Below are 23,339 nucleotides of genomic sequence, written 5' to 3'. Positions count from 1 at the left end.
GCCGGGGAGATTCGTCGCGCTGCGTCGCGGACCCTGCGTCCTTGAGAATGCCATCATGATCCGAGACTTTGCAATCGCCGGAATCATCCTGTTGCTTAGCGCCGGAGCAGCCGCCACGAGCAATGCCGTGCGTCAAGTGAGGCTTCCGTGGGTACGTGAGCCGCTGCCCGCCACGCCGTCGAACGTGCGAACGACCGCGACCGCAGTCGAAGGCGAGTCGGTGACGTCGGCACCGACCGCGACCGATGCGGCCAAGCCCGGGATGATCAAGATCGACGCGGTGCTGGAACACCTGAAGGCCGGCACGGCGAAGTTTGTCGATGCCCGCGAGGAACGGGAGTTCGTCGAGGGTCACCTGCTCGGCGCGATCAACCTGCCGAGCAGCGCGATCTACAAGAACATCGAGCGCGTACTCGGCGCCGCGTCGCCGGTCGACAGGATCATCGTCTATTGCGGCGGTGGCGATTGCGAAGCGAGCCATCACGTGGCCGACGCCCTGCGGCGCGATTTCGGTTTCTCCGAGGTTCTGATCTACGAGAACGGCTGGGCCGAGGTCATGAGCAGCGGCCGCTTCAATGAATACTTTGCGACGGGGGCCGAGCCATGACCGCCGACGGCGACGCGTTCAGCATTCCCGTCGATTTGATGGCGCGCGAGCGATCCGTGGCGACGCCGCTTTGGCGAACGATGACGGCGTGGGTTTGCGCGCTGGGCGTCGCCGGCGTGTTTCTCTACGCGGGCTTTGAGAAAATCGTCGAGCCGCGGCAGTTCGTGATCGCCATCTCCAACTATCGCATCGTGCCGGAACGCGGACTGAACGCCCTGGCGCTGATTCTGCCCTGGCTGGAGTGTCTCGCGGCCATTGCGCTGATCCTTCCGACGACGCGCCGAGCCGGCGCGATTCTCATCTGCGGTATGCTGGTCATGTTCATCACCGCCGTCAGTTACTCGGCGCTCTACAGGGGGCTGAACATCGACTGCGGCTGTTTCGGCAAGGGCAACCCGTCGGCGGCCGGTGTGAAGACCATCGTCTTCGACTCCGTGCTGTTGCTGGCGACGATCGCGTCGGTTTTGCTGTCTCCAGTTCGGCGGCGCACCTCCACTCAAACCGTGCCGCGCTGAAACTCGCTGTGCGGTTCCGTGCATCGATCAGCTACGCCTGGTTCATCGCCAATTCAGCAAGCGCAAAGTTAAAAGCCCCCGGCAGGCTTGCCGGGGGCTTTGTTGTTTAAACAACGATTTGCGCTCGGAATCCCAGACTTCGATTTCACGCGTCGCGGCCTTACCGCCGGCGCGTCCGACGCAGGGCGAACAACATGCCCGGCGCGAGCAGTCCCAGCGTGGCCGGCTCCGGCACGCCGACAAACGCGACCGACAGGCCCAGCTCGAAGACCTTGCCGCCATCGCTCGGCGTGTTGTTGTTGCCGCTGGAGACCGTCGTCAGACCCAGCGCGCCGGGGTTGGGCAAGGCGCCCCACTTCCAGCTCGCCGTCGGACTCAAGAAGCTGCTTGTCGTGAAGTTGTACAACGCCGTGTTGCCGTCGAGAAAATACTGGCCGGCCACCTGCACCTGCGGCTCGGGCGAGAGCACGCCGGGGCCGAAATACGTGCCCTGCGGTAGATTGTAGAAGCGACCTCCGGTGCCGCCGAACGTGTCGCGCATGAAGGCCGTGAGGTACGTGCTGTTGTTCACGATGAGCGGCGTCACACCGGTCGTGCCGGTGAAGGCCAGGCCCGTGACTTCGACGTCGATCGACGCCGGATTAAGAGGATCGAACAGACTCGTGCCGCCCGACAGGTAGATATTGTCGAGGCTGTCCGGCACGTCGAGGTACCAATGAACGATGCGGAAGTCCGGACCGCCCTCGGAGACCATCTTGAGAATGATCGGATCCCCGCCGACCGTGCCGACCTGGACATAGTCCTCCGGGTCGCCGTCGGTGATGGACAAGTCGGCCGGAACAATGACGTTCGTGTTCACGACCGTCGTCGCGCCATGCGTGACCTTCAGATGAAACGAGCCGGTCGGTTCACCGACCTGGGCCATCGCCGGCGCGGCCGAGAAGACCGCGGCGGCCCCGGCAAACAGCGCCGTTCGAACGATTGATCGAAACATAGTGTCTCCCCCCAGGCCCCATGAATGCGGGCGCAGGAAATCAGCAGTGTGGAACGCCCCCGTGGACGCTGCCATGCCTCGATCAACAGGCAGCAATCGTGATGCCGCGCGGCTTATGTGCGACGGAATGCTTTTTCGGCGTGATAACTACCCACGCGACGCGATGATAAACCGGTCGGACCTTCGGCATTGCCGATTGCAATGATTGATCCGGTGTTTTCGATGCGCGGCGTGAACGCCACGTTCGCGCGGGCCTGTGGCGAAACGGCAACACGCGAACAAGCGAGCGCGGTCAGTCCTTTTCGCCGGTGTCGTCCGTAAACGCGGACATCAGCAGGAGCGTTTCTTCCCTCTCGTGGTGCTCCATGTACTGCAAGACGTCCTGGATGCGATGACAAATGTCTCGAAGAAGCAGAAAATCGCCGGATTGGATGCCGGGCAGATCACGATGAATCGCGTCGATCAACCGTATCATCTCCCGGTGCTCATGCTGGAGCCGATCCACTTCCTTCGAGAGGAACGGCCGCGCCTCGGTCACCGGCGTCAGATAACCATCCTGCTCCTCCAGGGCGATGTGGCGGATCGTGTGGGCCCGGTAATGCTCGAACAGCGTCCGCACGTCGGTGAGCCAGCGGTCGTGATCGATGCGCGGAACGATGGAAATTTTCTCCATCAGTTGCCGCGTGATGCCGCTGATCTTCTCCTGTTCCTCCCGAATCCAGGCGGCCAGTTGCTGGGCGTTCATCGCGAATCCTCCCGAAGGCTGACGGATCTGGACGCAACGTGCTACCGCGGAATTATAAGCCTCCGCCCAGCCGAGGGAATCCGATCGGGTCAGCCATGCGATGGCTGATCGCCTCGCGAACAGGCGGCCTCGATCTCGTCCACCACCAAAGGCAGGTAACAGTCCAGCGCGCAATCGAGATGATCGCGCAGCGGGCATCGACCGTGCTCGTCCTCGCGACACACGGCGCACAGATCGGTGCGAATTCGGTCGAGATACGGATCGATGCGATCCGATGAGACGGTCTGCACCACCTGCGCGATCGTCGGCAGCGCCTCGAAAATGACACAAGGGCGATCGGGCGGCAGGCTGCATCGGTGATCCGCCGTGTACCGCACGCAATTGGGGCAGATCTTGCTGCGAAGGGCGGCTTCCACCTGGTTCAATTGAAGCACCATGACCCACCTCACTTTCACGAACCCGTCCTCATCGCGGATTGCTCCAGCAGGACCAACAATCGTCGCAACAGATCACGCGTGCTCAAGATCCCCACGATCCGCTCGCCCACCACGACCGGCAGCGACCCGAAGCGGTGTTCACACAGGATGCGCACCGCGTCGGCCAGCGGCTGCGTCGGCGACACTGAAACGACATTCGTCGTCATCACGTCGCGCGCCAGCAGACCGGCCGTATCGGAATTTGCCCCCGATGCCGAGCGGATGTCGCGATCGGTCACGATCCCGACGATGCGGTTGTTCTCGTCGATCACCGGCACCTGATGGATTCGATGTCGGCGGATCAGCTCCGCGATCCGCGCGATCGGCTCGTACGTGTCCACCACGAACGGGTCCGGGGTCATCACCTCTTCGACCAGCATGATCGCACTCCCGGCGCAGGGGCCTCTCTCATGCGCGACGCGATTCACCCGCTCACGACGACTCACCGGTTGAAAACCGGCACCTTTCAATGCAGCAAGGCTTGTGCCAATTGCCTCGTATTCCGATCGGATCATCGCGCGGGCGCGACGTGCGAAGCCAGCCACCCCTTTTTCAGGAATTCAATGAGTCTTTTTTCGCTATCGTGTGCGCGACTTCCCGCAGCGAAGCCCTGCTTCGTTTCGTGGCAAACTGCGCAAACGAGTGAAAAGCACCATTGCGGAATTTGGCATGGTGGTTGCCCTAGATGGTCGCTCCGTGGCAATCAAGAGCAATCTCGGCGACGCCGAGTGCGACGGAAATTCGTCTAACTGCTGATCAGGAATCAGGTTGTGACCGAAGCGAAATCGCGACATGCCCCGCCGGATACCGGATCAGGTGCCCGGAACAATGCCCTCGATCGGGCGATAAAGCCTGTCAAATTCAGGGGTTATAATTGGAGCATGTCCCATGAACTGTTTCGCGAAATGAAAAACTATCTCCAGTTCGGCGAGTCGGACGCCGCTGCGCTCTGCGCTATCCACTCGCGCATTGCGCCCCAGTTACCCGATGTCGTTGAACTCTTCTATTCGCGCCTCCTGAAACACCCCGGCGGCGCCGCCGTCTTCCGAGGCCACGGCCATTTCGACGATGAAGCCGCCGCACAGGCCACTGCACAGGCCACCATGGCGAGGCTGCGACGCACTCTGCTCACGTGGCTCGATGAACTCTTCCGCGGGAACTACGACAACGCCTACTACGAATCCCGATGCCGCATCGGACGCACCCACGTTCGCGTGGAACTCCCCCAGCACTACATGTTCATGGCCATGAACGTTGTGCGCTTGGAGCTAAGCACCCGCATTCGACGGATCAACCTTCCAACGCATGAACTCGATACGACGCTCAACGCCCTGCACAAGCTCCTCGACCTCGAACTGGCCATCATGAACCAGACCTATCGCGAGGACCTGGTTCGTCGGATGCAGGATCTCGAACGCGCCCACTACGAGCAGCGCATCAGCGAAGCCGAACACCTCGCCAGCATCGGCCAGCTCGCCGCCTCGCTCGCGCACGAAATCAAGAACCCGCTCGCGGGCATCAGCGGCGCGATTCAGGTTCTCGGCGCCGGCATGGCGCCCGATCACCCACACCGCGAGATCATCGCCGAGTCGTTGCGCCAGATCGACCGGCTCGATGCCGCCGTGCGCGACCTGCTGATCTACGCCCGGCCCAAGCCGCCAGAAAAGACTCACGTCGATTTCGCAGAACTCATCGGCCACGCCCTGGTGCTCCTGCGCGAAGAACCGTCCTTCCGCCATGTGCGGGTCATCTGCGAAAACATGGACACGCCCTGCTTCGTGCAGGCCGATGAAGCCCAACTGCACCAGGTCGTCTCCAACCTGCTGCTCAATGCCGCCCATGCCTGCGAACGCGGCGGGACCATTCGCTGCCGCCTTGACGAAGCCGATGCACTGGTGCGTCTCACCGTCGAAGACGATGGATGCGGCATGGCGTCCGATGTGCTCGTACGGGTCTTCGAACCGTTCTACACCACCAAGGCGCGGGGAACCGGCCTGGGATTGTCGATCTGCAAGCGCATTGTGGAGGCGCACCGCGGGGCAATGGACATCGAGAGCAAAATTGGAAAGGGAACACGCGTCACCGTGGAGATCCCGGTTGGAATGTGACGGACGAGGCGGTTCATGCCCGCCTTGCGGACCACGAGCCACGATTCACCCGCTGCGGCGGGCGCGACAGGAAACCGTATTATGAGCAAACCACGCATTCTCATCATCGAAGACGAAAAGCTCATCCGCTGGTCGTTGTTGCAGCGCTTCCAGGAAGAGGGTTACGCCGTCGAGGAAGCGGCGACGGCCGACGAAGGCCTCGCCAAGCTCGCCGCGGCGACCTTCGATCTCGTCATGCTCGATTACAAGCTGCCTGACCGCACCGGCCTCGAGGTGCTGCGCAAGATCCGCGAGCAGGATACCGAGATCGTCGTGCTCATGATGACGGCCTACAGCAACGTCGATAACGCCGTCGAGGCCATGCGCCTGGGCGCCTACGACTACGTCAGCAAGCCATTCAAGATGGACGCCCTGATGCTCACCGTCGCAAAGGTGCTGGAGACGACCCGCCTGCGCCGCGAGCTGCGCGATCTGCGCGGTCAGATGCAGGAACGCTTTGGATTCGACCGTATCCTCGGGCGCTGCCCGGCCATGGCACGGTTGTTCGAGCTGATCCGCGACGTGGCGAGCAGCGGTTCGTCCACCGTGTTTCTTCGCGGCGAGAGCGGCACCGGCAAGGACCTCGTCGCCAAGACGATTCACTACAATTCCGACCGCGCCGGGCGACCGTTCATGAACATCACCTGCACCGCCCTATCGGAGCACCTGCTGGAAAGCGAGCTGTTCGGCCACGAGCGCGGGGCCTTCACCGATGCCAAGCAGCGCAAAAAGGGGCTGCTCGAACTGGCCGACGGCGGCACGGTGTTCCTCGACGAAGTCGGCGACATGCCGCCCGCGTTGCAGGCCAAGCTTCTGCGTTTCCTCGAAGAGCGCGCGTTTCGGCGTGTCGGCGGCACGACGGACCTCACCGTGGACGTGCGCGTGATCGCGGCGACCAATCGCGACGTGAACAAGCTGATCGCCGAGGGCAAGTTCCGCGAGGACCTGTTCTATCGGCTGAACATCATCGCCGTCGATCTGCCGCCGCTGCGCGAGCGGGGCGACGACATTCGACTTCTGGCGGATTATTACGTCGGGACGTTCGCGAAGGAGTTCCGGCGCGACGTGCGCGGGCTGGTGCCGGCGGCCGTCGAGAAACTGATGCGATACACCTGGCCCGGAAACGTGCGCGAGCTGCGCAACGCCATGGAACGCGCTGTGCTGCTATGCAAACAACCTATGATCGGTCCCGAAGACCTCGTCATCGGCCATGGGGCCAGTGCAAACGGCAACTCCGTGCAATTCGAATTGCCGCCCGGCGGCGTGAGCCTGAAAGATGTCGAGGAATCCCTCGTGCGCCAGGCCCTGGCGATGACCGACAACAATCAGACCCGCGCGGCGAAACTGCTGCATCTCACCCGCGACCAGTTGCGCTACCGCATGGATCAATACGGATTGCTGAAGAGCCATCAGGCCAGCGAGGCATAGCGGGAAGCCACGCGCCGAGGCATATGATCCCCAGCGGCGTCATCGATGCGAATCATTGCTGCGCCCCGTGGCGAACCGCTCCAACCCTCGCAATCCATTCCCAATTGATGCCTGACATACCCCTACCCCCGCGCGAGTGGGCGGTGTAGAATGTTCTGCCACGCTGTGCATCGACGCCCAATTGTGTGCGGGGCGGCGAACCATTCGACTGCATCGGCTTTTCCGAGAAACATCAGGCCCGGCGGCTCGCGTCCGCACAAGGCGCACACGCGAGACAGCCGAGCCTGATCGGCAGACGAGGGTCAGCGTCTGCCCTGGAGGGTGGGAAGAGAAGTTGAAGCGTGCTGCGGTCTCAAGGGTAGACGCAGCAGCATCGCAAACGGCTGGTGATTAAATCCAAGCAACGTTCAGCGCGCGAAGCCGCACGGTGGCAAGGCATGCCCCTGACCGATTCGGAACTGATGGCCCAGTTGCAGGCGGGCAATGACGCCGCGGTGGAGGAAATCAGCCACCGCTACGGCACCGAGCTGCGCCTGTTCTGCCAGCGCATGGTGTACGACGCGGCGCTGGCCGAGGACATCGTGCAGGACGTGCTGCTCAAGTGCTGCCGCATGTCGAAGCAGACGCGCCCCAGCGGCAGCCTGCGCGGGTGGCTTTATCAGGTCGCGCGCAACCGGTCGATCGACGAGATTCGGCGGATGCATCCGAAGATGCGGCTGTCGGCCCTGGCGACGAGCCGGCACCTGTTCGAGCGCGGAGCGATTCCGCTGGACAAGAAGTCGACGCCGGCGGGCCAGGCGATGAAGGCCGACCGCGCCCAGCGCGTGCAGATGACGATCGAGTCGATGGATGAGCCGCTGCGCGAAGTGGTGATCCTCTACTTTTTTCAGGGTTTGTCACGGGAAGAAGTGGCCGAAGCGGTGGGCCTGTCGCTGGCGGGGGTGAAGGCCCGATTGTCGAAGGCGACGCGCGAGCTGCGCGAGCATCTCAAATCGTTTGACGATTCGTCGTTATGAACTGCGAAGAAGCCGACGGGCTGCTGCTCGATTACGTCGAGGAGACGCTGGACGCCTCGCAGCGCGCCGCGCTGGAGGTTCATCTGTCGCAATGCGCGCGGTGCCGCACCGCGCTGCGCGATACGCGCCACCTGCTGGGCGCGCTAAGTGAAGCGCGCGATCAACAAGGCCGGCAGCGATTGGATGACGCGCGGAGCGCCGGACGGTCGCGGAGCACCACGACCCCGACGACGTGGCAACCGGGCAGTCGCCTGGGAGATTTTGAAATCGTCAGTGAGATCGGCCGCGGCGGGATGGGCGTGGTCTATCGCGCGCGACAACTTTCGCTCAATCGCATCGTCGCGCTGAAGGTGCTGCCCGCGCTGGCCGGCGCGGACGACAAGGCCGTATCGCGCTTCGTGCGCGAGGCCCAGGCAGCCGCCCGGCTGCATCACACCAACATTGTGCCGGTCTACGCGCAGGGTCAGCAGGACGGGCACTTTTTTTACGCGATGGAGTTGATTGACGGCGAGAGTCTCGATCGCGTGATCCGCCGACGCCGCGCCGGGTCCGCAACCCGCGATGAACCATTCAAGGCGGGCCATGCCCATCCCACGCGGTCACCGCCGACGCACGAACCGCCCCTCGACGATTTGCACGCGGCCAGCACGGCCCTGCTCGTTTCGCTTGACGGATCGCGCTTCCGCGACGTGGCCATGCTCATTTGCGGCGCGGCCGAGGGATTGGAGCACGCGCACACCTCGGGCGTGCTGCACCGCGACATCAAACCGCAGAATCTCCTGCTCGGCTCGGACGGGCAATTGCACATCACCGATTTCGGCCTGGCGCGGCTGCTCGATGAACCCGGCATGACGCTCACGGGCGAGATGATCGGCACGCCGGCCTACATGTCACCGGAGCAGGTAGGATTCGCGCGCCGCACGGTCGATCATCGAACGGATGTTTTCTCACTGGGTGTCACGCTGTACGAACTGCTTACCCTTGAACGACCGTTCGACGGCGCGACGCGCGAACAGCTCGTCGCACGGATCTGCACGCGCGAGCCGAAGCCGCCGCGAAAAATCAATCCATCCATCCCGATGGACTTGGAGACCATCTGCCTGCGCGCGCTCGAGAAAGACCCGGCCCGGCGCTACCCGAGCGCCGGCGCGCTGGCCGCTGACCTGCGCCGTTTTGTGGAGAATCGCCCCATTCATGCGCGGCGCGTCGGCCTGCTGGAAAAGAGCTGGAAGTTCATCCGGCGGCATCCGGCGATGACGACGATCTGCGTATTGTGCGCGCTGCTTGTCAGCGGGGCCGTCGTGTGGCGCTCGCAGTCGATTCGCACCCGGCAAGATCGGGCCACCGAGCTGATCGCGCGGGCCTACGGTATGTTGGCTTATGACGACTATCGCGAGCCGGACGATGCTCGCGAATTGCTGTCGCAGGCCGCGTCGATCTGGCCCGACCCGACCGGCAAGGCCCGTGCGGCCTTCCTGGAGGCGTCGGGGCTGGCGGATCTGCGGCTCGAGCCCCATCGTGCGGTGCAGACGCTTCAGCGAGCACTGGACGCCTCGCTTCACGGCGCCGACCAGCGCCGGGTGCGGTACCTGCTGGCTTGGGCCGAGCGGCAGCGGACGGGTCGGCTCGACGGTCAGGCCCTGACGTGGCTCCAGCAGGGCGATGCCATCGGCGGGGCGCGCTCGGCCGAGGAGCATTTCTTCCGCGGGCAGGCGCTGCTGCGGCATCGTCCCGAGGAGGCCATCAAGGATTTTCGCCTGGCGCGGGAGAAGCGCAACAACTATGCCCAGGCGATGCTGCACCTGGGCCGGGCGCTGAACACGAAGATGTACCATCAGCGTCGGCATGATACGTTCGATGAGCAGGAGCGCGTGCTGCTCAACGCATGCGAGCTGCAATCGACCCAGGCCTATCCGTGCTATTTACTCTCGATCACGTATCGCCTGTCGGCGGAGATCTACGATCGCACGCGAACGGATTCCAAGCGCCGCGATGAGCATTTCGAGTGGGCGCTGCATTGGGCGCGCGAGGCCCAGCGGCGCGAGCCGACCAGCCCACGCGGCTATGCCTGCGAGGGCGAATACTGGGAGGCGGTCGGTGATCTGAACCGCGCGATCGACGCGCGCAACCGCGGCGAGCCGCTCTGCCAGTCGCCCGACGACCAGGCCGAGGTGTGCGACTACCGCTGGCGTTTGTATTACTGGCTGGGACGATACGACGAAGCGCTGTCCGATCTGCGCGCCTTGCAGCCTTTCACCGCGCCCGGCGCCGGCGGACAAGGCGACGCACGCCGCGTCTGGTTCGCCGGCCTCTTCCCGGCGCTGATTCACCTCGATTTGGATCAACCCGAGGAGGCGAAGCGACTGGTGCTCGCCGTGGCCGACGCCGAGCCGCGCAATGCGCGCGCGGCGTTCTCCGCGGCCGCCATCCTGCACCTGCTTGGGCGACGCGACGAGGCGGACCAACTGATCGCGCGCCTTCCGGCCGATGCCGAACCGCTCGCAGCTTCCGGTGAGTCGGCCCCAACGGACTGGGAGCGAAAGATTCGAGAGGTGTGCAGTGGTCGGCAAACGCTGTCGGCGCTGCGCGCGGTCGCGGACGATTCGTTGCGGCGCAACAAGTTGCTCTGGTCCGCCGCTTACTTCTTCGACGGGCTTCGCCAACTCGCCGACGGCCGACGAGACACGGCAGTCACGCTGCTGGACGCCTGTGAACAGACCTATGACTACGAGGATTACTGCTATGCGGCACGGGTCATTCTGGGGCGAATGCAGCGCGATCCAACCTGGCCCAGGCGGCCCTGAACCGCCTTCCCTAGCCCCGGAAAGACGATTTTGGCGGCTTTCGGTAGCCAAAGCCGCTCGTAATCCGTCGTCTTCCGAGGTCCATCGGATATACTGGAGCATCCGATTGCCGGGTGGGGCGATTCTCCGCATTGACCCCCGTCCGCTGATTCAACTGATCCCGCAATTCGGCTGCCAGCTATGGAGGAGGAGTCATGTTGTCCAGCGGGATTCATAAGCGCTATGTGCGCGCCGGGTTCCTTGCGGGCACGGCGCTGGTCGTGGCACACGCACTCATAACGATTGCGCGCGCGCAACCACCCGCCGACGTACCGATTCGCGCGCCGCTCTTCACCCTTGACGCGGCCTCGCCGACGATCGGCGGCCCCATCACCGCCTCGGCCATTCTCCAGAAGCCCGGGCCGACGGTGCGTCATCCCGGACTGGCGCTGGGATTGAACCATCCGGCCGACGACCTCGACGGGTTCAGCTACAACCGCGGGAGCGTGTTGCCATCACATACTTTTGTCATTTTGTTCAGCGTCGACCGGGCCAGCATCGGCGCCGCGTCGGCCGACCCCGATCTTGTCACGGCCGGCAAGCCCTTCAACGTGCAACACCAGGCGCTGCGCCATCAGGCGGCCGGCGACGTGTACATGAGCACTTCGGGCTTCACGCGGAACGGTCCGACGCCCTTTCTGCTCGTCACGCCCGACAACAACACGCTCGGCCGCAACGGCGGCGACACCGGCGGCGTCGATCTGGACCTGAAACCCGAAGAGCCGCCCATTGTCGATGTCGATCCGCAGCCGCAAGACGAGTTGCAGGGGATGAGCAGCCCAGGCGTGCCGGTGGCCGCCCTGGAATCAGGCATTCCCGGCGAGATGCTGTTCTTCTCCGCAACGCGAAACAGCCCTTCGCTTTTGACCCTGCCCGGCGGCGTGCCCAGCGGCGCGAACATCTACGTGGACTTCAACCCCGAAGGGCCTGGCGGCGAACAGCTCTACGTCGGCGCGGCCCAACTCGGCCTCATGCCCGGCATCACCGGTGACGACATCGACGATTTCATCGTCTTCGACAACGGCAACGGCATTTTCAACCCGGGGATCGACCAGGTCGTCTTCTCGTTGTCGCGCGATTCGCCGAGCATCGCGATGCCCGGTCGCGGACCGGCCGATCTCTTTACTTCCACGGGCGCCGGGGTCTTTGTTCCCTACGCCTTCGCAACGGACTTCGGCCTCGGCGAACTCGACAACATCGACGGCCTCGATCTGTTGCTGACGGACGACGTGAACACGACGGTGCTTCAAAGCGCCATTCGTCTCGTGCTGCCGGGCGATCACGACCACAACGGCGTGCTCGACGGACTGGATTGCTACCAGTTCTCGGCGTGCTACAGCGGAGCGGGCGTCTCGTTTGACGATGACGGTCCGATGCTGGTCCCTGTTGCGGTCGGGCCGGGCGATGTGTTTTCGCCGCCGAATGTGATGGTCGAGGTGGGCGACACGGTGCAATGGACCTGGATGGGTGGGACGCACAATGTGATCAGCGGGCTGGATGGATCGCCCGACGGGGCATTCAACTCCGGGCCGGCGACGGGAACCGTGGGGACTGTGTTCAACGTGTTGTTCAATGACGCGTTTCTGAATGTCCACACGCATGCGAACTGGGAATTCCCCTATTACTGCGGGGTTCACTTGAACCTCGGCGCCGTCATCGTGGTGTCCGACCCTTGCGCGACGTACGACCTCGACTTCGACGGCGACGTTGATTGTGCCGATTGGATCAAATTCCGCATCGTGTACGAACAAATCAACAAGGGCGACGTCTGCGTGCCGCTGACCTTGCCCGAGTTCGTGGATGCCCTGCTGGGCTTTCCGCAGCAGCCGCATCATCTGTGCTGGGCCGACATGAACCTCGACGGCAAAGCCAACGGACTGGACGTCCGGTCTTACCTCTCGGCGATTCTGCCGTGAGCCGTAGCCGGTGGTCCGTGGGCAGGCAACAGGCGGCGAATCGTCCCTAACCAGTGGTGAGAGGCCTCGGCGCGAGCAACCAGAGCCACTCCTGATTGCCGCCCTGTCCGCGGATCGGGCTAGGCGTCTCGTCGAGCAACGTCAGATTCAGCGTGAGCAGACTCTCCCGAATCGGCGAGATCGCGGCCTCGATGCATTCGTCGGGCAGCACGCCGTCGCGCAACTGATCCGGCGGGGCTTCATACTGCGGTTTGACAAGTGTCAGGATTCTCCCGCCCGGCGCCAGCAGCCGCATCGCCGCGGGAAGGATGAGCGCCTGCCGCGTCCAGCCCGCGTCGATGGTCACGAGATCCACGGGTTCGGGGAGGTGAACACGCAGGGCGTCGGTCCGCTCGTACGCGACGACGCGCGGGTCGCCGCGGAGCTTCGCCGCGAGGACGCCGTATCCGCGATCGACGGCATACACCTTCGCCGCACCGTGCTGAATCAGACAATCGGTGAATCCGCCGGTGGCGCAGCCCAGATCGGCGCAGACCTTCCCCGCAGGTGAAAAGCTGAACGCTTCGAGCGCGTGATGAAGTTTCTCCCCCCCGCGGGAGACGAATGAACCGCTCACGGCTGATGGCTCACAGCCGCCCTACTTCTTCCCGCCCTTGAGCGCGTTGAGGCGCTTGGCCAGTCGACTCTTGCGGCGGGCAGCGGTGTTGGGGTGGATCGCGCCGCGGTTGGCGCTGCGATCCAGCACCTTGACGGTTTCGCGGAAGAGCGAATCGGCCACCGAGACGTCCTTCTTTCCCAGCGCATCGCGCACTTTGCGAAGCTGATTCTTGATGACGCTCTTGCGAGCGGCGTTCCGGGCGGCGCGGCGCTTGTTTTGCCGCATGCGTTTCATCGACGAAAGTGATCTGGCCACTGGCTGCTCCGTTTGTCCGGCCCGGTTCAATCCAGGCACGGTCATTCCAAGATGTTGTTACGGCTGTTGATTCCCGCTGACCAGTCGCTCCAGCCGCTGGCGGGCATCGCGGAAATTATAATCGAGCGTGATTAAATGACCATAGCGCTGGCGGGCCTGTCCCAAGTCGCCCATCGCCTCCAAGCTCCTGCCCAGCCAGTAATTAAGCTCCAGGGCCAGTCGACCGGTGGTTGTATCCGCTTCTTCCAGAGCCTTCTGAAGCGTCCCGACAGCCTGTTCGTGAAAGCCCTTGTCCAAGAAACACCGCCCGATGTAGAGCCTGCTTTCGGTGCGGCTGCGGCCGTCGGCCTGGGCCATTTGAAACAACGGAATGGCCTCGTCGATCCGACCGGCCTGGTACAGGCGCATGGCAAGCTGGAAGCGCAGGCGCATCTCGGTCGGATAGTGGGCGACGCGTTCTTCGAGGATGGCGATCTCGCGTTGAAGCTGATCGGCGGTCGCGCGGGCGAACTCCTCCTTCAGCACGGCGTTGTCCGGATCGGCCTTGAGGCGATTGGCCAGTTCACGGCGGTGACGGTCCCACTGGCGCACGCGAATCTCATCGGCCTTGACCTTGAAGGCGTAGTTGCCGGCAGCGGCGTATTCCTTCTCCAGGAGGGCGATGGCCTCGCTCTCCAACGCCGGGTCCTCGATCGCGATCATGCGATCGACCAGGGCGGTCAGTTTGCCGACGACCTGCGGATTGGCCTCGTACTCCTTGCGTGCCTTGGCGATCAGCTCCTGCGCGCGATCGGGAATATGCACGGTCCGGGCGCGATCGCGGATGTCGGCCTGGCCCTCGGCATCCTTGAGGGATTCGGTGAAGTTGTCGCCACGATCGAAGCGGCCCTTTACGATTGTCAATTTTCCGGTCGCGTTGCTGCGGGCGCGCGGCGCGTCGGTCGAGTTGGGGTAGTGCTCGGCCCATGTTTGCGACACGGCGATGGCGGCATTCAGGATATCCATCGCGATCGCGTCCTCCTGAAGCGACATCGCCAGATCGGCCGCCGTGTTCATCTCCTCGCAGGACCTGGCGTAGTGGCTTTCGGGCTGCTTCCTGGCATTGTGATAGGCATCGGCCAGAACGGGCGCGATCCACTGCACGACGCGATCGCACCTGGCCGCCGCCGCCAGGTGGAGAATTTGTTCCATGTGCCCGATGTGGGTGGGGTCGAGACCGAACAAATACAAAGCGCTGTTCAGGTTCTTGAGGAAGTCCTTGCCCGAGATGGCCCGGCGGCGCGATTCGAGAAACCCCGCCGGTTTGCCGCCGTCCAGCTTCCGGGCCGTCGCCACGACACGCAGCGGCTTCAGTCCGTCGTCCATCGCGTCGGGCCACAGCGCCAGCCCGTCGGTGTACAGTTTGATCGCGTAGTCATAATTGCGTGTCTCGGCCGCCTTCTTGGCGTGTTCGAAGAACCGTCGCGCCTTCGTCCGATTCTCCGGCGGAGTAACCCAGCGCGCAATCGCCGGCGCATCGGGTGATGATCCGGCCGGCGGTTGTGGATCGGCAGTCATGCGCGGCACACTCCGGGGCAACGCCGAGGTCAGCGACAGCGAAGGGTCAAACGCTTCATTCTATCAAGTCTTGCGGACCGCCGTCAGCAGGTCAACCGGATGCGCCTCGCAATCGAGCAGATTTGCGGGGGTTCCACGAGACGGGCTAAGATGGTTATCAGGCGTAAAATATCTTAAGGAATCCCGAATTGAAGGAAATCGATCCATCCCGGCTTGACTTGGTACTTTATCCGAACCCGGTTCTGCGCCGGACGGCCGCGCGGGTGGAGCAGTTTGACGGCACCCTGGAAAAAATCGCCGCACGCATGCTGGACCTGATGCGCCAACACAAGGGCATCGGGCTGGCCGCGCCGCAGGTGGGATTGAGCTTGCGGATGTTTGTCTTCAACGTGACCGGCGAGCCGGGTGATGACTGCGTTTGCGTCAATCCGGAACTGACGGAGCTGGCTGGCGACGTGGCGGGCGAGGAGGGCTGCCTGTCGCTTCCGGAGGTGACGGTTCAGATGCACCGTGCGGCGACCTGCCGGCTTCGCGCGTGGGACCTGACCGGCAAAGCGTTCGAGCTTGCCGGAGCGGAGCTTGCCGCCCGTTGCTGGCAGCACGAGATGGACCACCTCAACGGGAAACTCATCATTGACAACATGTCCGAGGCGGACAAGATCGCCAATCGTCGCGCTCTGAAACAACTCGAAGGCAAGCCGAAAAAGACCGCGGCACGCTGAACAAAGGATCGCCCATGCGAATCGTTTTCTTCGGGACGGGGCGATTCGGATTGCCGACGTTTGATTCCATTCGCGGGGATCGTCACGAGATCGCACTGGTCGTCACCCAGCCGGATCGGCCGCGCGGGCGGAATCTCGAAACGATGCCCACGATCATCAAGCAGGCGGCGCTGGATGCCGGGCTGCCGGTCTTCTCACCCGAAGACGTGAACACGCCTGAATCCGTGGCGCGCATCGCGGCCTGCCAGGCCGACCTGGGTTACGTCGTCGCGTACGGGCAGAAGATCGGCGCGGACGTGCGCGGGGTGTTTCCGGCGGGCACGGTGAACCTGCACGGGTCGCTGCTGCCAGCCTGGCGCGGTGCGGCGCCGGTGCAATGGGCCGTCATCAACGGCGATGCGGAAAGCGGTGTGACGGTGTTTCGGCTCGTGGACCGCATGGACGCCGGTCCGATCCTGACGCAGCGGCGGACGGCGATCGGCGTGGATGAGACCGCTGACGAGCTGCACGATCGGCTGGCCCACATCGGGTGCGACGCCGTGCGCGCGGCGTTGGAACTGCTGTCGCGCAATCCGCAGACACCGGGAACGCCGCAGGACGAATCGGCCGCGACCCGTGCGCGCAAGCTCAACAAGGCGGACGGGTTGATTCGATTCGACACGCCGGCTGCCGCGCTGGCGAATCGCGTGTGCGGATTGTGGTCGTGGCCGGGAGCGAATTGTCGTTTTGTCAGCCGCGATGGGAAGCGCGATGAGCGTGTGACGCTGGCGCGGGCGGTTCGCTACGAAGGGCGCGGCAGCGGCGGCGAGCCAGGCACCATCAGCGATGTGATGAGCGTCGCCACGGTCGACGGGGACCTGATGATACTGGAGATCAAGCCGGCCGGGGGGCGACTGATGGCGTGGCAGGATTTTGTGAATGGCCGACGGGTTCAACCGGGCGATCGCTTTGTGCCCATCGAGCTTGGGGAATGAAACCAGCGCGACCACCGGCATCGGAGGCGCGCGAGAAGGCGGCGCGCATCCTGCGCGAGTTGTATGAGGGTGAATCGGCGTCGCGCGACTTGCTGGCGGGGCTGGAGTCGGAATCGTCACGCGCGCAGGCCGACGCGGCGCTGACGGCGGAGCTGGTGCTGGGGGTGACGCGGCATCGCATCACCTGCGAGCATCTGGCGGCGCATTATTTTCGCGGCCGCTGGGCGGGCGTGCGCCCGAGCATTCGCACGGCGTTCGCGCTGGGGGTGTATCAACTGTGCTGGCTGGATCGCGTGCCGGATCACGCGGCGGTGGATCAGACCGTACGGCTGGCGATGCGGTATGGACGCGGAACGGCGGATACGGTGAACGCCGTGCTGCGCAAGATCGCGTCAGCGCGCGGGGACGTGATCGCGCGGCCCGAATCACCCGACCCGCGGCGCTACCTTCCGCTGAATGAGCAGCGCGGGCGGCTTTTCAATGAAGACGTGTTTCCCGATCCGGCGCGGCGGCCGCTGGAGTGGCTGGTCGCGGCGACGGGGCATCCGATGTATCTCGTGGAGCGGTGGCACCGTCGCTTCAAGCCGGCGCTCACGCGACAAATCTGCGAGGCGGGACAATTCCGACGACCGCTGGTGCTTCGCGCGAATCGAACGCGCATATCGCCCGAAGCCCTGATCGAGCGCTTGCACGAGCGCGGGCTGAAGGCGGAGTGCATCACCGAGGCGCGCGCGGTGATCGTGCGCGGACGAACCGTCACGGCTTCGCGGCAAACATCGGGTGGAACCGATCCATCGGAAGCACATCGCCCCCTCCACGCCGCGGACGTCCCGGAGATCGGAGAGGGGTTGTGTCAGCCCCAAGATGCCACGGCGCAGCTCGTGCTGGCGTCGGCGGGTCTCGAACCGGGACAGGTGGTGTTGGACCTGTGCGCTGGGTTGGGGACGAAGGCGACGCACGCGGCGGAGTGCATGAACGACCGCGGCATTGTCATCGCGACGGATATCGATGACACAAAGCTGGCGGCGGTGGCCGCCAGCGCCGCGCGGCTGGGTCTGACCAGCGTGCGAACGACCCCGATGACGGCGCTGGACGCGGCGTTACGCGATCTGGGTCGGCCCGTGGATGTGATTCTGATCGATGCGCCGTGCAGCAACACGGGGGTGCTGGGCCGCCGGCCCGAGGCACGACACCGCGCGAGCCACAAGCATCTGCTTGAACTGGTCGCGATTCAGCGCGAAATCCTGGCGAGGGCCGCAGCGCTGGCCGGTCCGACCACGCGGATGCTCTATTCCACGTGCTCCATCGAGCGTGAAGAAAACGAGGAGCAGCTCGCGTGGTTCGATGCGTCCTACCCCGACTGGCACGCATCGGAAACGCGTCTGACCCTGCCCGGACCCGACTGGGACGGCGGTTTCTTCGCGATGCTGGAGCGCGATTAACCGAACCCGCAGACCAGTGGCCATTTTTTCGTCGTATCGTTCGCCGGTATAATCCTTCCGCCGGGCTGCACCGGCCCCCAGGAGAAGCCCATGTCCCGCACCTTTCCGTTTTTCATGTTGACGTTCGCCTTTTTCGCCGCGATGGTGAGCTTTCCGCCCCCTGCCCCCGCGCAGCCGAAGCAGTCGCCCGACGACGAGTTCCGCCCGTTGCTGGAGGCGTACCTCAACAAGTACAAGCCGCTCTACATCGAGTCCGCAACGGCCTGGTGGGAGGCGAACACAACCGGTTCCGATGCGGCGTTCAAGCGGAAGGAGGCCGCCGAGACCGCGCTGGTCGAGTTGCACGCCGACAAGGCGGTGTTCGCGCAGCTCAAGGCGTTGAAGGAAGGCCCGGCCCTGGGCGATCCGGTGTTGCAGCGGCAACTGGACGTGATGTATCGCGCGCACCTGCCGGGGCAGGCCGACCCGGAACTGCAAAAGAAGATCGTTGCACTCGAGACGCAGGTCGAGAAACTCTTTAACACGCACCGCAGCCTGGTCGGCGTGAAGAACCTGACCGAGAACGACGTTCGCAAGATCCTGTCGGACTCCCACGAAAGCAAAGAAGCCGAGGAAGCGTGGAAGGGGTACATGGCCGTCGGCGAGAAGATCGAAGGGCCGCTGAAGGACCTCGTGAAGATGCGGAACGAGCTGGCCCGCAAGCTGGGCTTCCGCAATTTCTATGCGATGCGCCTCGCGCTTCAGGAAATCGACGAAGCGCAACTGCTCAAGCTGTTCGACGAGCTGGACGAACTGACCCGCCGGCCGTACGCCATCGAGAAAATGGCGATTGACGTCGCCATGGCCAAGCGTTTCAAGATCAAGCAGGAAGACCTGCGGCCGTGGCATTTCGGGGATCTGTTTTTCCAGGCGGTGCCCGAGATGCCCGGCGGCGTCAACCTCGACGACCTCTACGCGAAGGTTGATCTGCTGGACATGACGCGCCGCTATTACGCGGGCATGGGGCTGGAGGCCGATGACATCCTCCAGCGCAGCGATCTTTACGAGAAACCCGGCAAAAGCCCGCACGCTTTCAGCACGAGCCTCGATCGCGATCAGGACGTGCGCGTGCTCTGCAATCTCAAGCCCAATCTCTACTGGGCTGATACGCTCGTGCACGAACTGGGCCACGCCGTCTACGACAAGTACGTGGCGAAGGACGTGCCGTTCCTGCTGCACGAGGCGTCGCACAGCATCACGACCGAAGGCTACGCGATGATGATGGGCGCGATGGTAAAGAACGAGGATTTCTTCCGGAGCGTCCTGAAGCTCTCACCCGAGGATGCCGCGGCAGCAGCCACGACCGCCAAGCGCAGCCTGCGGCGGGAGAAGCTGATCTTCGCGCGCTGGGCACAGGTGATGATGCGCTTCGAACACGGCATGTACAACGATCCCGATCAGGACCTGGGCAAGCTGTGGTGGTCGCTCAAAGCAAAGTATCAAATGCTGCGCCCGCCGGAGAAGGTCAGCCGACCCGATTACGCAGCGAAGATTCACATCGTCACCGCGCCGGTGTATTACCACAGCTACATGATGGGCGATTTGTTCGGCTGCCAGGTGCATCACCACATCGCCACGAAGGTATTGGGGCTGGACGACCCGGCCAAGACCTGCTTCGCCGGACGCAAGGAAGTCGGCGACTATTTGAAGAAAAACGTCTTTGGTCCGGGCAACTTGTATTCGTGGAATGATCTGACGCGCCACGCGACGGGCGAACCGCTCACGGCGAAGTACTTCGCGGCGCAGTTTGTAAAATAAATCCAGACCTCAAGACGCGATCGCGCAACAACGCCCCCCGGCAGGCCTGCCGGAGGCCTGGCTCACCGCGTAATCCCTCGTCGCGGGATTTACTCCTTCTTTGTGATCTCATCCGCGAGTTTGCCTGCCCCGTAGAGCTTGCGCAGCGCTTCGATGATCGCCTGCGAGTGGACGCCCACGGCCCGCCCCTTTTCCATGTCAAACTGAAAATCCCAGATCAGCCCGTGGAGGTTGCCGTCGAACACGAGCCCCGTCACCTCGGCGTCGCGGTTGAACATCGGGCTGCCCGAGTTCCCGCCGATGATGTCGTTCGTGGAGATGAAATTGAACGGCGTCTTCAGGTCCAGCTTGTTGCGTCCCTCGGCCCAGCGCTTCGGCAGGTTATACGGATCGCGGCCTTTGTGCTGCGCCGCCCGCTCATACAAACCGGCCATGTCCGTCATCGCGGGGATCGTCTCGCTGCCGTCGCGGTAACCCGCCACCGTGCCGACCGCCAGCCGCAGCGTGAACGTCGCATCGGGATAGACGCGGTCGCCGTCCTTTTCGAACTTCGCGTTGGCGATCATCGCGTAGGCTTCCTTCTCGACGCTCTCGAATACTTTCTCATATTTGTCGCGCAGCGCCCGAGCCATCGGGTTCAACGCCTGGGCGAACTGAATCATCGGATCGTTGCATTCGGCGATCGCCGCCGTGCCGCCTTCGTACAGCTTCCTGCGAAACGCGACATCCTTCAACTTCGTCCCGCCGATCAACGACGCCGCCCGGCTGCCCGCGTCCATGCCCCCCATGGCCACCACGACCGCCTCGTGCTCGCCGCCCAGATGCCGGCCCAGCCGAATCAGGCCGTCCTCCAGCCGCAACTGCTCCAGGGCATCGTAGATCGGCGCCTCGGAAAATAGGTCCAGCTCCAGCGTCGGCAGGTTCGCATCGCGATACTCGGTCAGCCGTTCGCCATCCGGCTTGCGCTTCTCGTCGGCCGCGCGAATCAGCTTTCGCGCCAGATCGTGGTATCGCCCGAGACTCGCGCGCCGGCTCTCCAGCATGAAGTACTCGGTGTAGAACGACTGCACCTCGGCCAGGGCCTTGCTTAGCTTGTCCCACCCCGCGGCGTACTTCGCGCGCCGCTTCGGATCGGCCTGCACGAACTCGCGCAGGGCCGCCTCGGCCTCCATCTTGCGATTCATGAGCCGCGGATTCAGCAGCCCGTTGATGATGCCGCCGAACGCCTTGCGCGAGTTCTGGATGCCCAGCAGGTCTTCCTTGCCGATGCGGGCGTGCTCCTCGCTTCGCCCCATGAACTGGTTGAGCGCGATCTCGCGCTGGTTGTAGCACGAGAGCGTCAATGGCAACTGCACGTCGCGCAGAAAGCGCAGATGATCGACCGTGAACAACCGCTGCGTGCGGCCCGGGTGCCCGGCGACGAAGATCAACTCGCCCTCCTTCGGCCCGGCCTTGCTCCAGTTGAGGTAATGCTCCACCTTCGCGGGCTTGTCGTTCTCATAGGCTCGCAGAAACGTGACATCGAGGTTGAAACGCGGATACTCAAAGTTGTCCAGGTCGCCGCCGAAAAAAGCGATGCCCGCCTCGGGCGCGAAGACCAGTCGCACGTCGGTGTAGCGCTTGTACAAGTACAGGTCGTACCGCGCGCCGTTGTAGAGCGTGACGACTTCGGGTTGCAGGCCCGATCGCTCGCGGGCCTCCTTCTCAATCTCCGACATGGCTTTCTTCCGCGCGGCGAACGCGTCCGACGCGCTCATGCCCGATGTGACGGCGGCGTTCACGCGATCGGTGATTTCCCGAATCTCCTGCAACACGGTCAGCTCCATGTGCGGGCACTTCAGTTCGGCCTCATGCGTCGGAGCGTAAAACCCGTCGGCCATGTAGTCGTGTTGCTCGGAGGAAAGATCCTGAATCGCATCCGATGCGACGTGATGATTGGTCATCACCAATCCGTCGGGCGAGACGAACGAGCCGCTGCCGCCGGCGCCGATGCGCACGCAGGATTTCTGCACATGCTCGGTCCATGCCGCGGTCGGCTCGAAGTTGTATTGCTGCTTCAGTTCCTTCGATGGAAGCTTGTTGATCAGCCACATGCCTTCGTCGGCGCGGGCCGCCGGAGCGAGGAGAATCAGGATGAAAACCGCCGAGGCGCGGAACAAGCGGGGAGCCATTGAATCGTCCTTTCGTTTCTGGTGCTTCGCCGCGTGCATGGTAACGGAATCCGCAGCGGTGATCCAATCACCGTTTCGATCCGAATGCGGCTTGGATGAGCAACAAGATCGATGCCGAATCCGCAGGCCCATGGATTGCATTTCATCGGCAACGATCACATGATTCCATGCAGCGCAACGAGTCGGAGCTCATCATGCGAATCGGCTGGATCGGCACAGGCGTCATGGGGCGGTCGATGGCGGGGCATCTTCTTGCCGCCGGGCACGATCTTCACATCCACAGCCGCACGAAGGAGAAGGCGGCGGAATTGATCGCGCGCGGCGCGGTCTGGCACGATCGCGCGGCCGACGCGGCGCGCGATGCGACTGTTGTCTTCATGATGCTGGGGTTCCCGGCCGACGTGCGCGCCGTGGCGCTGGGGCCTTGCGGCGTGATCGCTTCGCTTCCGCCCGACGGCGTGCTGGTCGATTGCACGACGAGCAGCCCCGCGCTGGCGGTTGAGCTGGCCGACGCGGCGCGGGCACGCGGCTGCTTCGCGCTGGATGCGCCGGTCAGCGGCGGCGACGTCGGCGCACGGAACGCAACGTTGTCCATCATGGTCGGCGGCGATGCGACGGCCTTCGAGCGCGTGCGCCCCCTCTTCGAAACACTTGGTAAGACAATCGTCCATCACGGCGCACCTGGAACCGGCCAGCACACCAAGATGGTCAATCAAATCCTCATCGCGGCCGGCATGGTCGCGGTCTGCGAAGGGCTGCTCTACGCCCGCACGTGCGGCCTCGACCTGGACAAGGTGATGGCCAGCGTCGGCGGCGGCGCGGCCGGCTCGTGGAGCCTCGCCAACTACGGCCCGCGGATTCTCAAGGGCGATTTCGCCCCGGGGTTTTACGTTGAACACTTCGTGAAGGATATGCAGATCGCATTGGATGAGGCCGACCGCATGGGGTTGATCCTGCCCGGCCTGGCGCTGGCGAAGACGCTCTACGACAAGTTGATGGAAATGGGCGGCGCGCGAAACGGCACGCAGTCGCTGATCCGCGCGCTGGAAGCCCTGGCGCCGAGCGGCAACACATAG

The 23,339-nt window shown here is 63.8% G+C and carries 20 protein-coding genes; 12 read left to right on the top strand and 8 right to left on the bottom strand.

The features are described 5' to 3' along the window. The first annotated feature begins 55 nt into the window (after positions 1-55). A complete protein-coding gene (locus HRU71_11145) occupies positions 56-607 on the top strand; it encodes a rhodanese-like domain-containing protein (GenBank protein ID QOJ04001.1) in 552 nt (183 codons plus the stop codon). Further along, a complete protein-coding gene (locus HRU71_11140) occupies positions 604-1,122 on the top strand; it encodes a hypothetical protein (GenBank protein ID QOJ04000.1) in 519 nt (172 codons plus the stop codon). Before HRU71_11145 ends, HRU71_11140 begins: the two co-directional genes overlap by 4 nt. A 160-nt stretch (positions 1,123-1,282) precedes the next feature. On the opposite strand, the gene HRU71_11135 is transcribed toward HRU71_11140, so the two are convergent. The 4 genes from HRU71_11135 to HRU71_11120 all read right to left on the bottom strand — a co-directional run bounded on the left by HRU71_11135 (position 1,283) and on the right by HRU71_11120 (position 3,717). Further along, on the bottom strand, positions 1,283-2,116 hold the full coding sequence (locus HRU71_11135) for a hypothetical protein (protein ID QOJ03999.1): 834 nt from the start codon (positions 2,114-2,116) through the stop codon (positions 1,283-1,285). A gap of 292 nt (positions 2,117-2,408) precedes the next feature. Next, entirely contained in the window at positions 2,409-2,861 is a 453-nt protein-coding gene (locus tag HRU71_11130) for a hemerythrin domain-containing protein (protein ID QOJ03998.1), read from the bottom strand. Positions 2,862-2,950: 89 nt separating this feature from the next. Further along, positions 2,951-3,298, bottom strand: coding sequence for a hypothetical protein (locus HRU71_11125; protein QOJ03997.1), 348 nt, complete (start codon positions 3,296-3,298; stop codon positions 2,951-2,953). A 14-nt stretch (positions 3,299-3,312) separates the two neighbouring features. Next, on the bottom strand, positions 3,313-3,717 hold the full coding sequence (locus HRU71_11120; GenBank protein QOJ03996.1) for a CBS domain-containing protein: 405 nt from the start codon (positions 3,715-3,717) through the stop codon (positions 3,313-3,315). A gap of 501 nt (positions 3,718-4,218) precedes the next feature. Here HRU71_11120 and HRU71_11115 point away from each other — a divergent pair. The 5 genes from HRU71_11115 (at position 4,219) to HRU71_11095 (ending at position 12,687) form a co-directional block, all read left to right on the top strand. Continuing rightward, the gene (locus tag HRU71_11115; GenBank protein QOJ03995.1) at positions 4,219-5,445 is read left to right on the top strand and encodes a hypothetical protein; all 1,227 of its coding nucleotides are present in this window, start codon (positions 4,219-4,221) and stop codon (positions 5,443-5,445) included. Positions 5,446-5,526: 81 nt separating this feature from the next. Next, positions 5,527-6,912, top strand: coding sequence for a sigma-54-dependent Fis family transcriptional regulator (locus tag HRU71_11110; protein ID QOJ03994.1), 1,386 nt, complete (start codon positions 5,527-5,529; stop codon positions 6,910-6,912). 437 nt (positions 6,913-7,349) lie between these two features. Next, a complete protein-coding gene (locus HRU71_11105) occupies positions 7,350-7,928 on the top strand; it encodes a sigma-70 family RNA polymerase sigma factor (protein ID QOJ03993.1) in 579 nt (192 codons plus the stop codon). Next, positions 7,925-10,732 carry a protein kinase gene (locus tag HRU71_11100; protein ID QOJ04997.1) on the top strand — a complete coding sequence of 936 codons (2,808 nt, stop codon included), beginning with the start codon at positions 7,925-7,927 and terminating at the stop codon, positions 10,730-10,732. The genes HRU71_11105 and HRU71_11100 overlap by 4 nt, the downstream gene beginning before the upstream one ends. 194 nt (positions 10,733-10,926) lie before the next feature. Next, the gene (locus HRU71_11095; protein ID QOJ03992.1) at positions 10,927-12,687 is read left to right on the top strand and encodes a hypothetical protein; all 1,761 of its coding nucleotides are present in this window, start codon (positions 10,927-10,929) and stop codon (positions 12,685-12,687) included. Between the two features lie 46 nt (positions 12,688-12,733). Here the strand turns inward: HRU71_11095 and HRU71_11090 are convergent, their stop codons facing one another. Genes HRU71_11090 through HRU71_11080 form a run of 3 tightly spaced genes read right to left on the bottom strand, consistent with a single transcriptional unit; the run spans position 12,734 to position 15,157 of the window. After that, entirely contained in the window at positions 12,734-13,303 is a 570-nt protein-coding gene (locus HRU71_11090) for a methyltransferase domain-containing protein (GenBank protein ID QOJ03991.1), read from the bottom strand. Positions 13,304-13,324: 21 nt separating this feature from the next. Further along, a complete protein-coding gene (gene rpsT, locus HRU71_11085) occupies positions 13,325-13,600 on the bottom strand; it encodes a 30S ribosomal protein S20 (GenBank protein QOJ03990.1) in 276 nt (91 codons plus the stop codon). Positions 13,601-13,657: 57 nt separating this feature from the next. Continuing rightward, positions 13,658-15,157: a hypothetical protein gene (locus HRU71_11080; GenBank protein QOJ03989.1), complete on the bottom strand. Its 1,500-nt coding sequence runs from the start codon at positions 15,155-15,157 to the stop codon at positions 13,658-13,660. 188 nt (positions 15,158-15,345) lie between these two features. On the opposite strand from HRU71_11080, the gene def reads away from it, so the two are divergent. The 4 genes from def (at position 15,346) to HRU71_11060 (ending at position 20,092) form a co-directional block, all read left to right on the top strand. Next, entirely contained in the window at positions 15,346-15,879 is a 534-nt protein-coding gene (gene def, locus HRU71_11075) for a peptide deformylase (protein QOJ03988.1), read from the top strand. Positions 15,880-15,893: 14 nt separating this feature from the next. After that, positions 15,894-16,853 carry a methionyl-tRNA formyltransferase gene (locus tag HRU71_11070; protein QOJ03987.1) on the top strand — a complete coding sequence of 320 codons (960 nt, stop codon included), beginning with the start codon at positions 15,894-15,896 and terminating at the stop codon, positions 16,851-16,853. After that, positions 16,850-18,295, top strand: a complete 1,446-nt coding sequence (locus HRU71_11065; GenBank protein QOJ03986.1) for a hypothetical protein — start codon at positions 16,850-16,852, stop codon at positions 18,293-18,295. Before HRU71_11070 ends, HRU71_11065 begins: the two co-directional genes overlap by 4 nt. Before the next feature lie 90 nt (positions 18,296-18,385). Continuing rightward, positions 18,386-20,092, top strand: coding sequence for a M2 family metallopeptidase (locus tag HRU71_11060; GenBank protein ID QOJ03985.1), 1,707 nt, complete (start codon positions 18,386-18,388; stop codon positions 20,090-20,092). Between the two features lie 89 nt (positions 20,093-20,181). On the opposite strand, the gene HRU71_11055 is transcribed toward HRU71_11060, so the two are convergent. Further along, the gene (locus HRU71_11055; GenBank protein QOJ03984.1) at positions 20,182-22,263 is read right to left on the bottom strand and encodes a S46 family peptidase; all 2,082 of its coding nucleotides are present in this window, start codon (positions 22,261-22,263) and stop codon (positions 20,182-20,184) included. Between the two features lie 167 nt (positions 22,264-22,430). Between HRU71_11055 and HRU71_11050 the strand changes: the two genes are divergently transcribed. Next, the gene (locus HRU71_11050) at positions 22,431-23,339 is read left to right on the top strand and encodes an NAD(P)-dependent oxidoreductase (GenBank protein QOJ03983.1); all 909 of its coding nucleotides are present in this window, start codon (positions 22,431-22,433) and stop codon (positions 23,337-23,339) included.

The sequence above is a fragment of the Planctomycetia bacterium genome (genome assembly GCA_015200345.1).
Lineage (GTDB): Bacteria > Planctomycetota > Phycisphaerae > UBA1845 > UTPLA1 > PLA3.
Note: the sequence above shows the minus strand (reverse complement) of the source record. Positions and strands in the feature narration are given on the sequence as shown.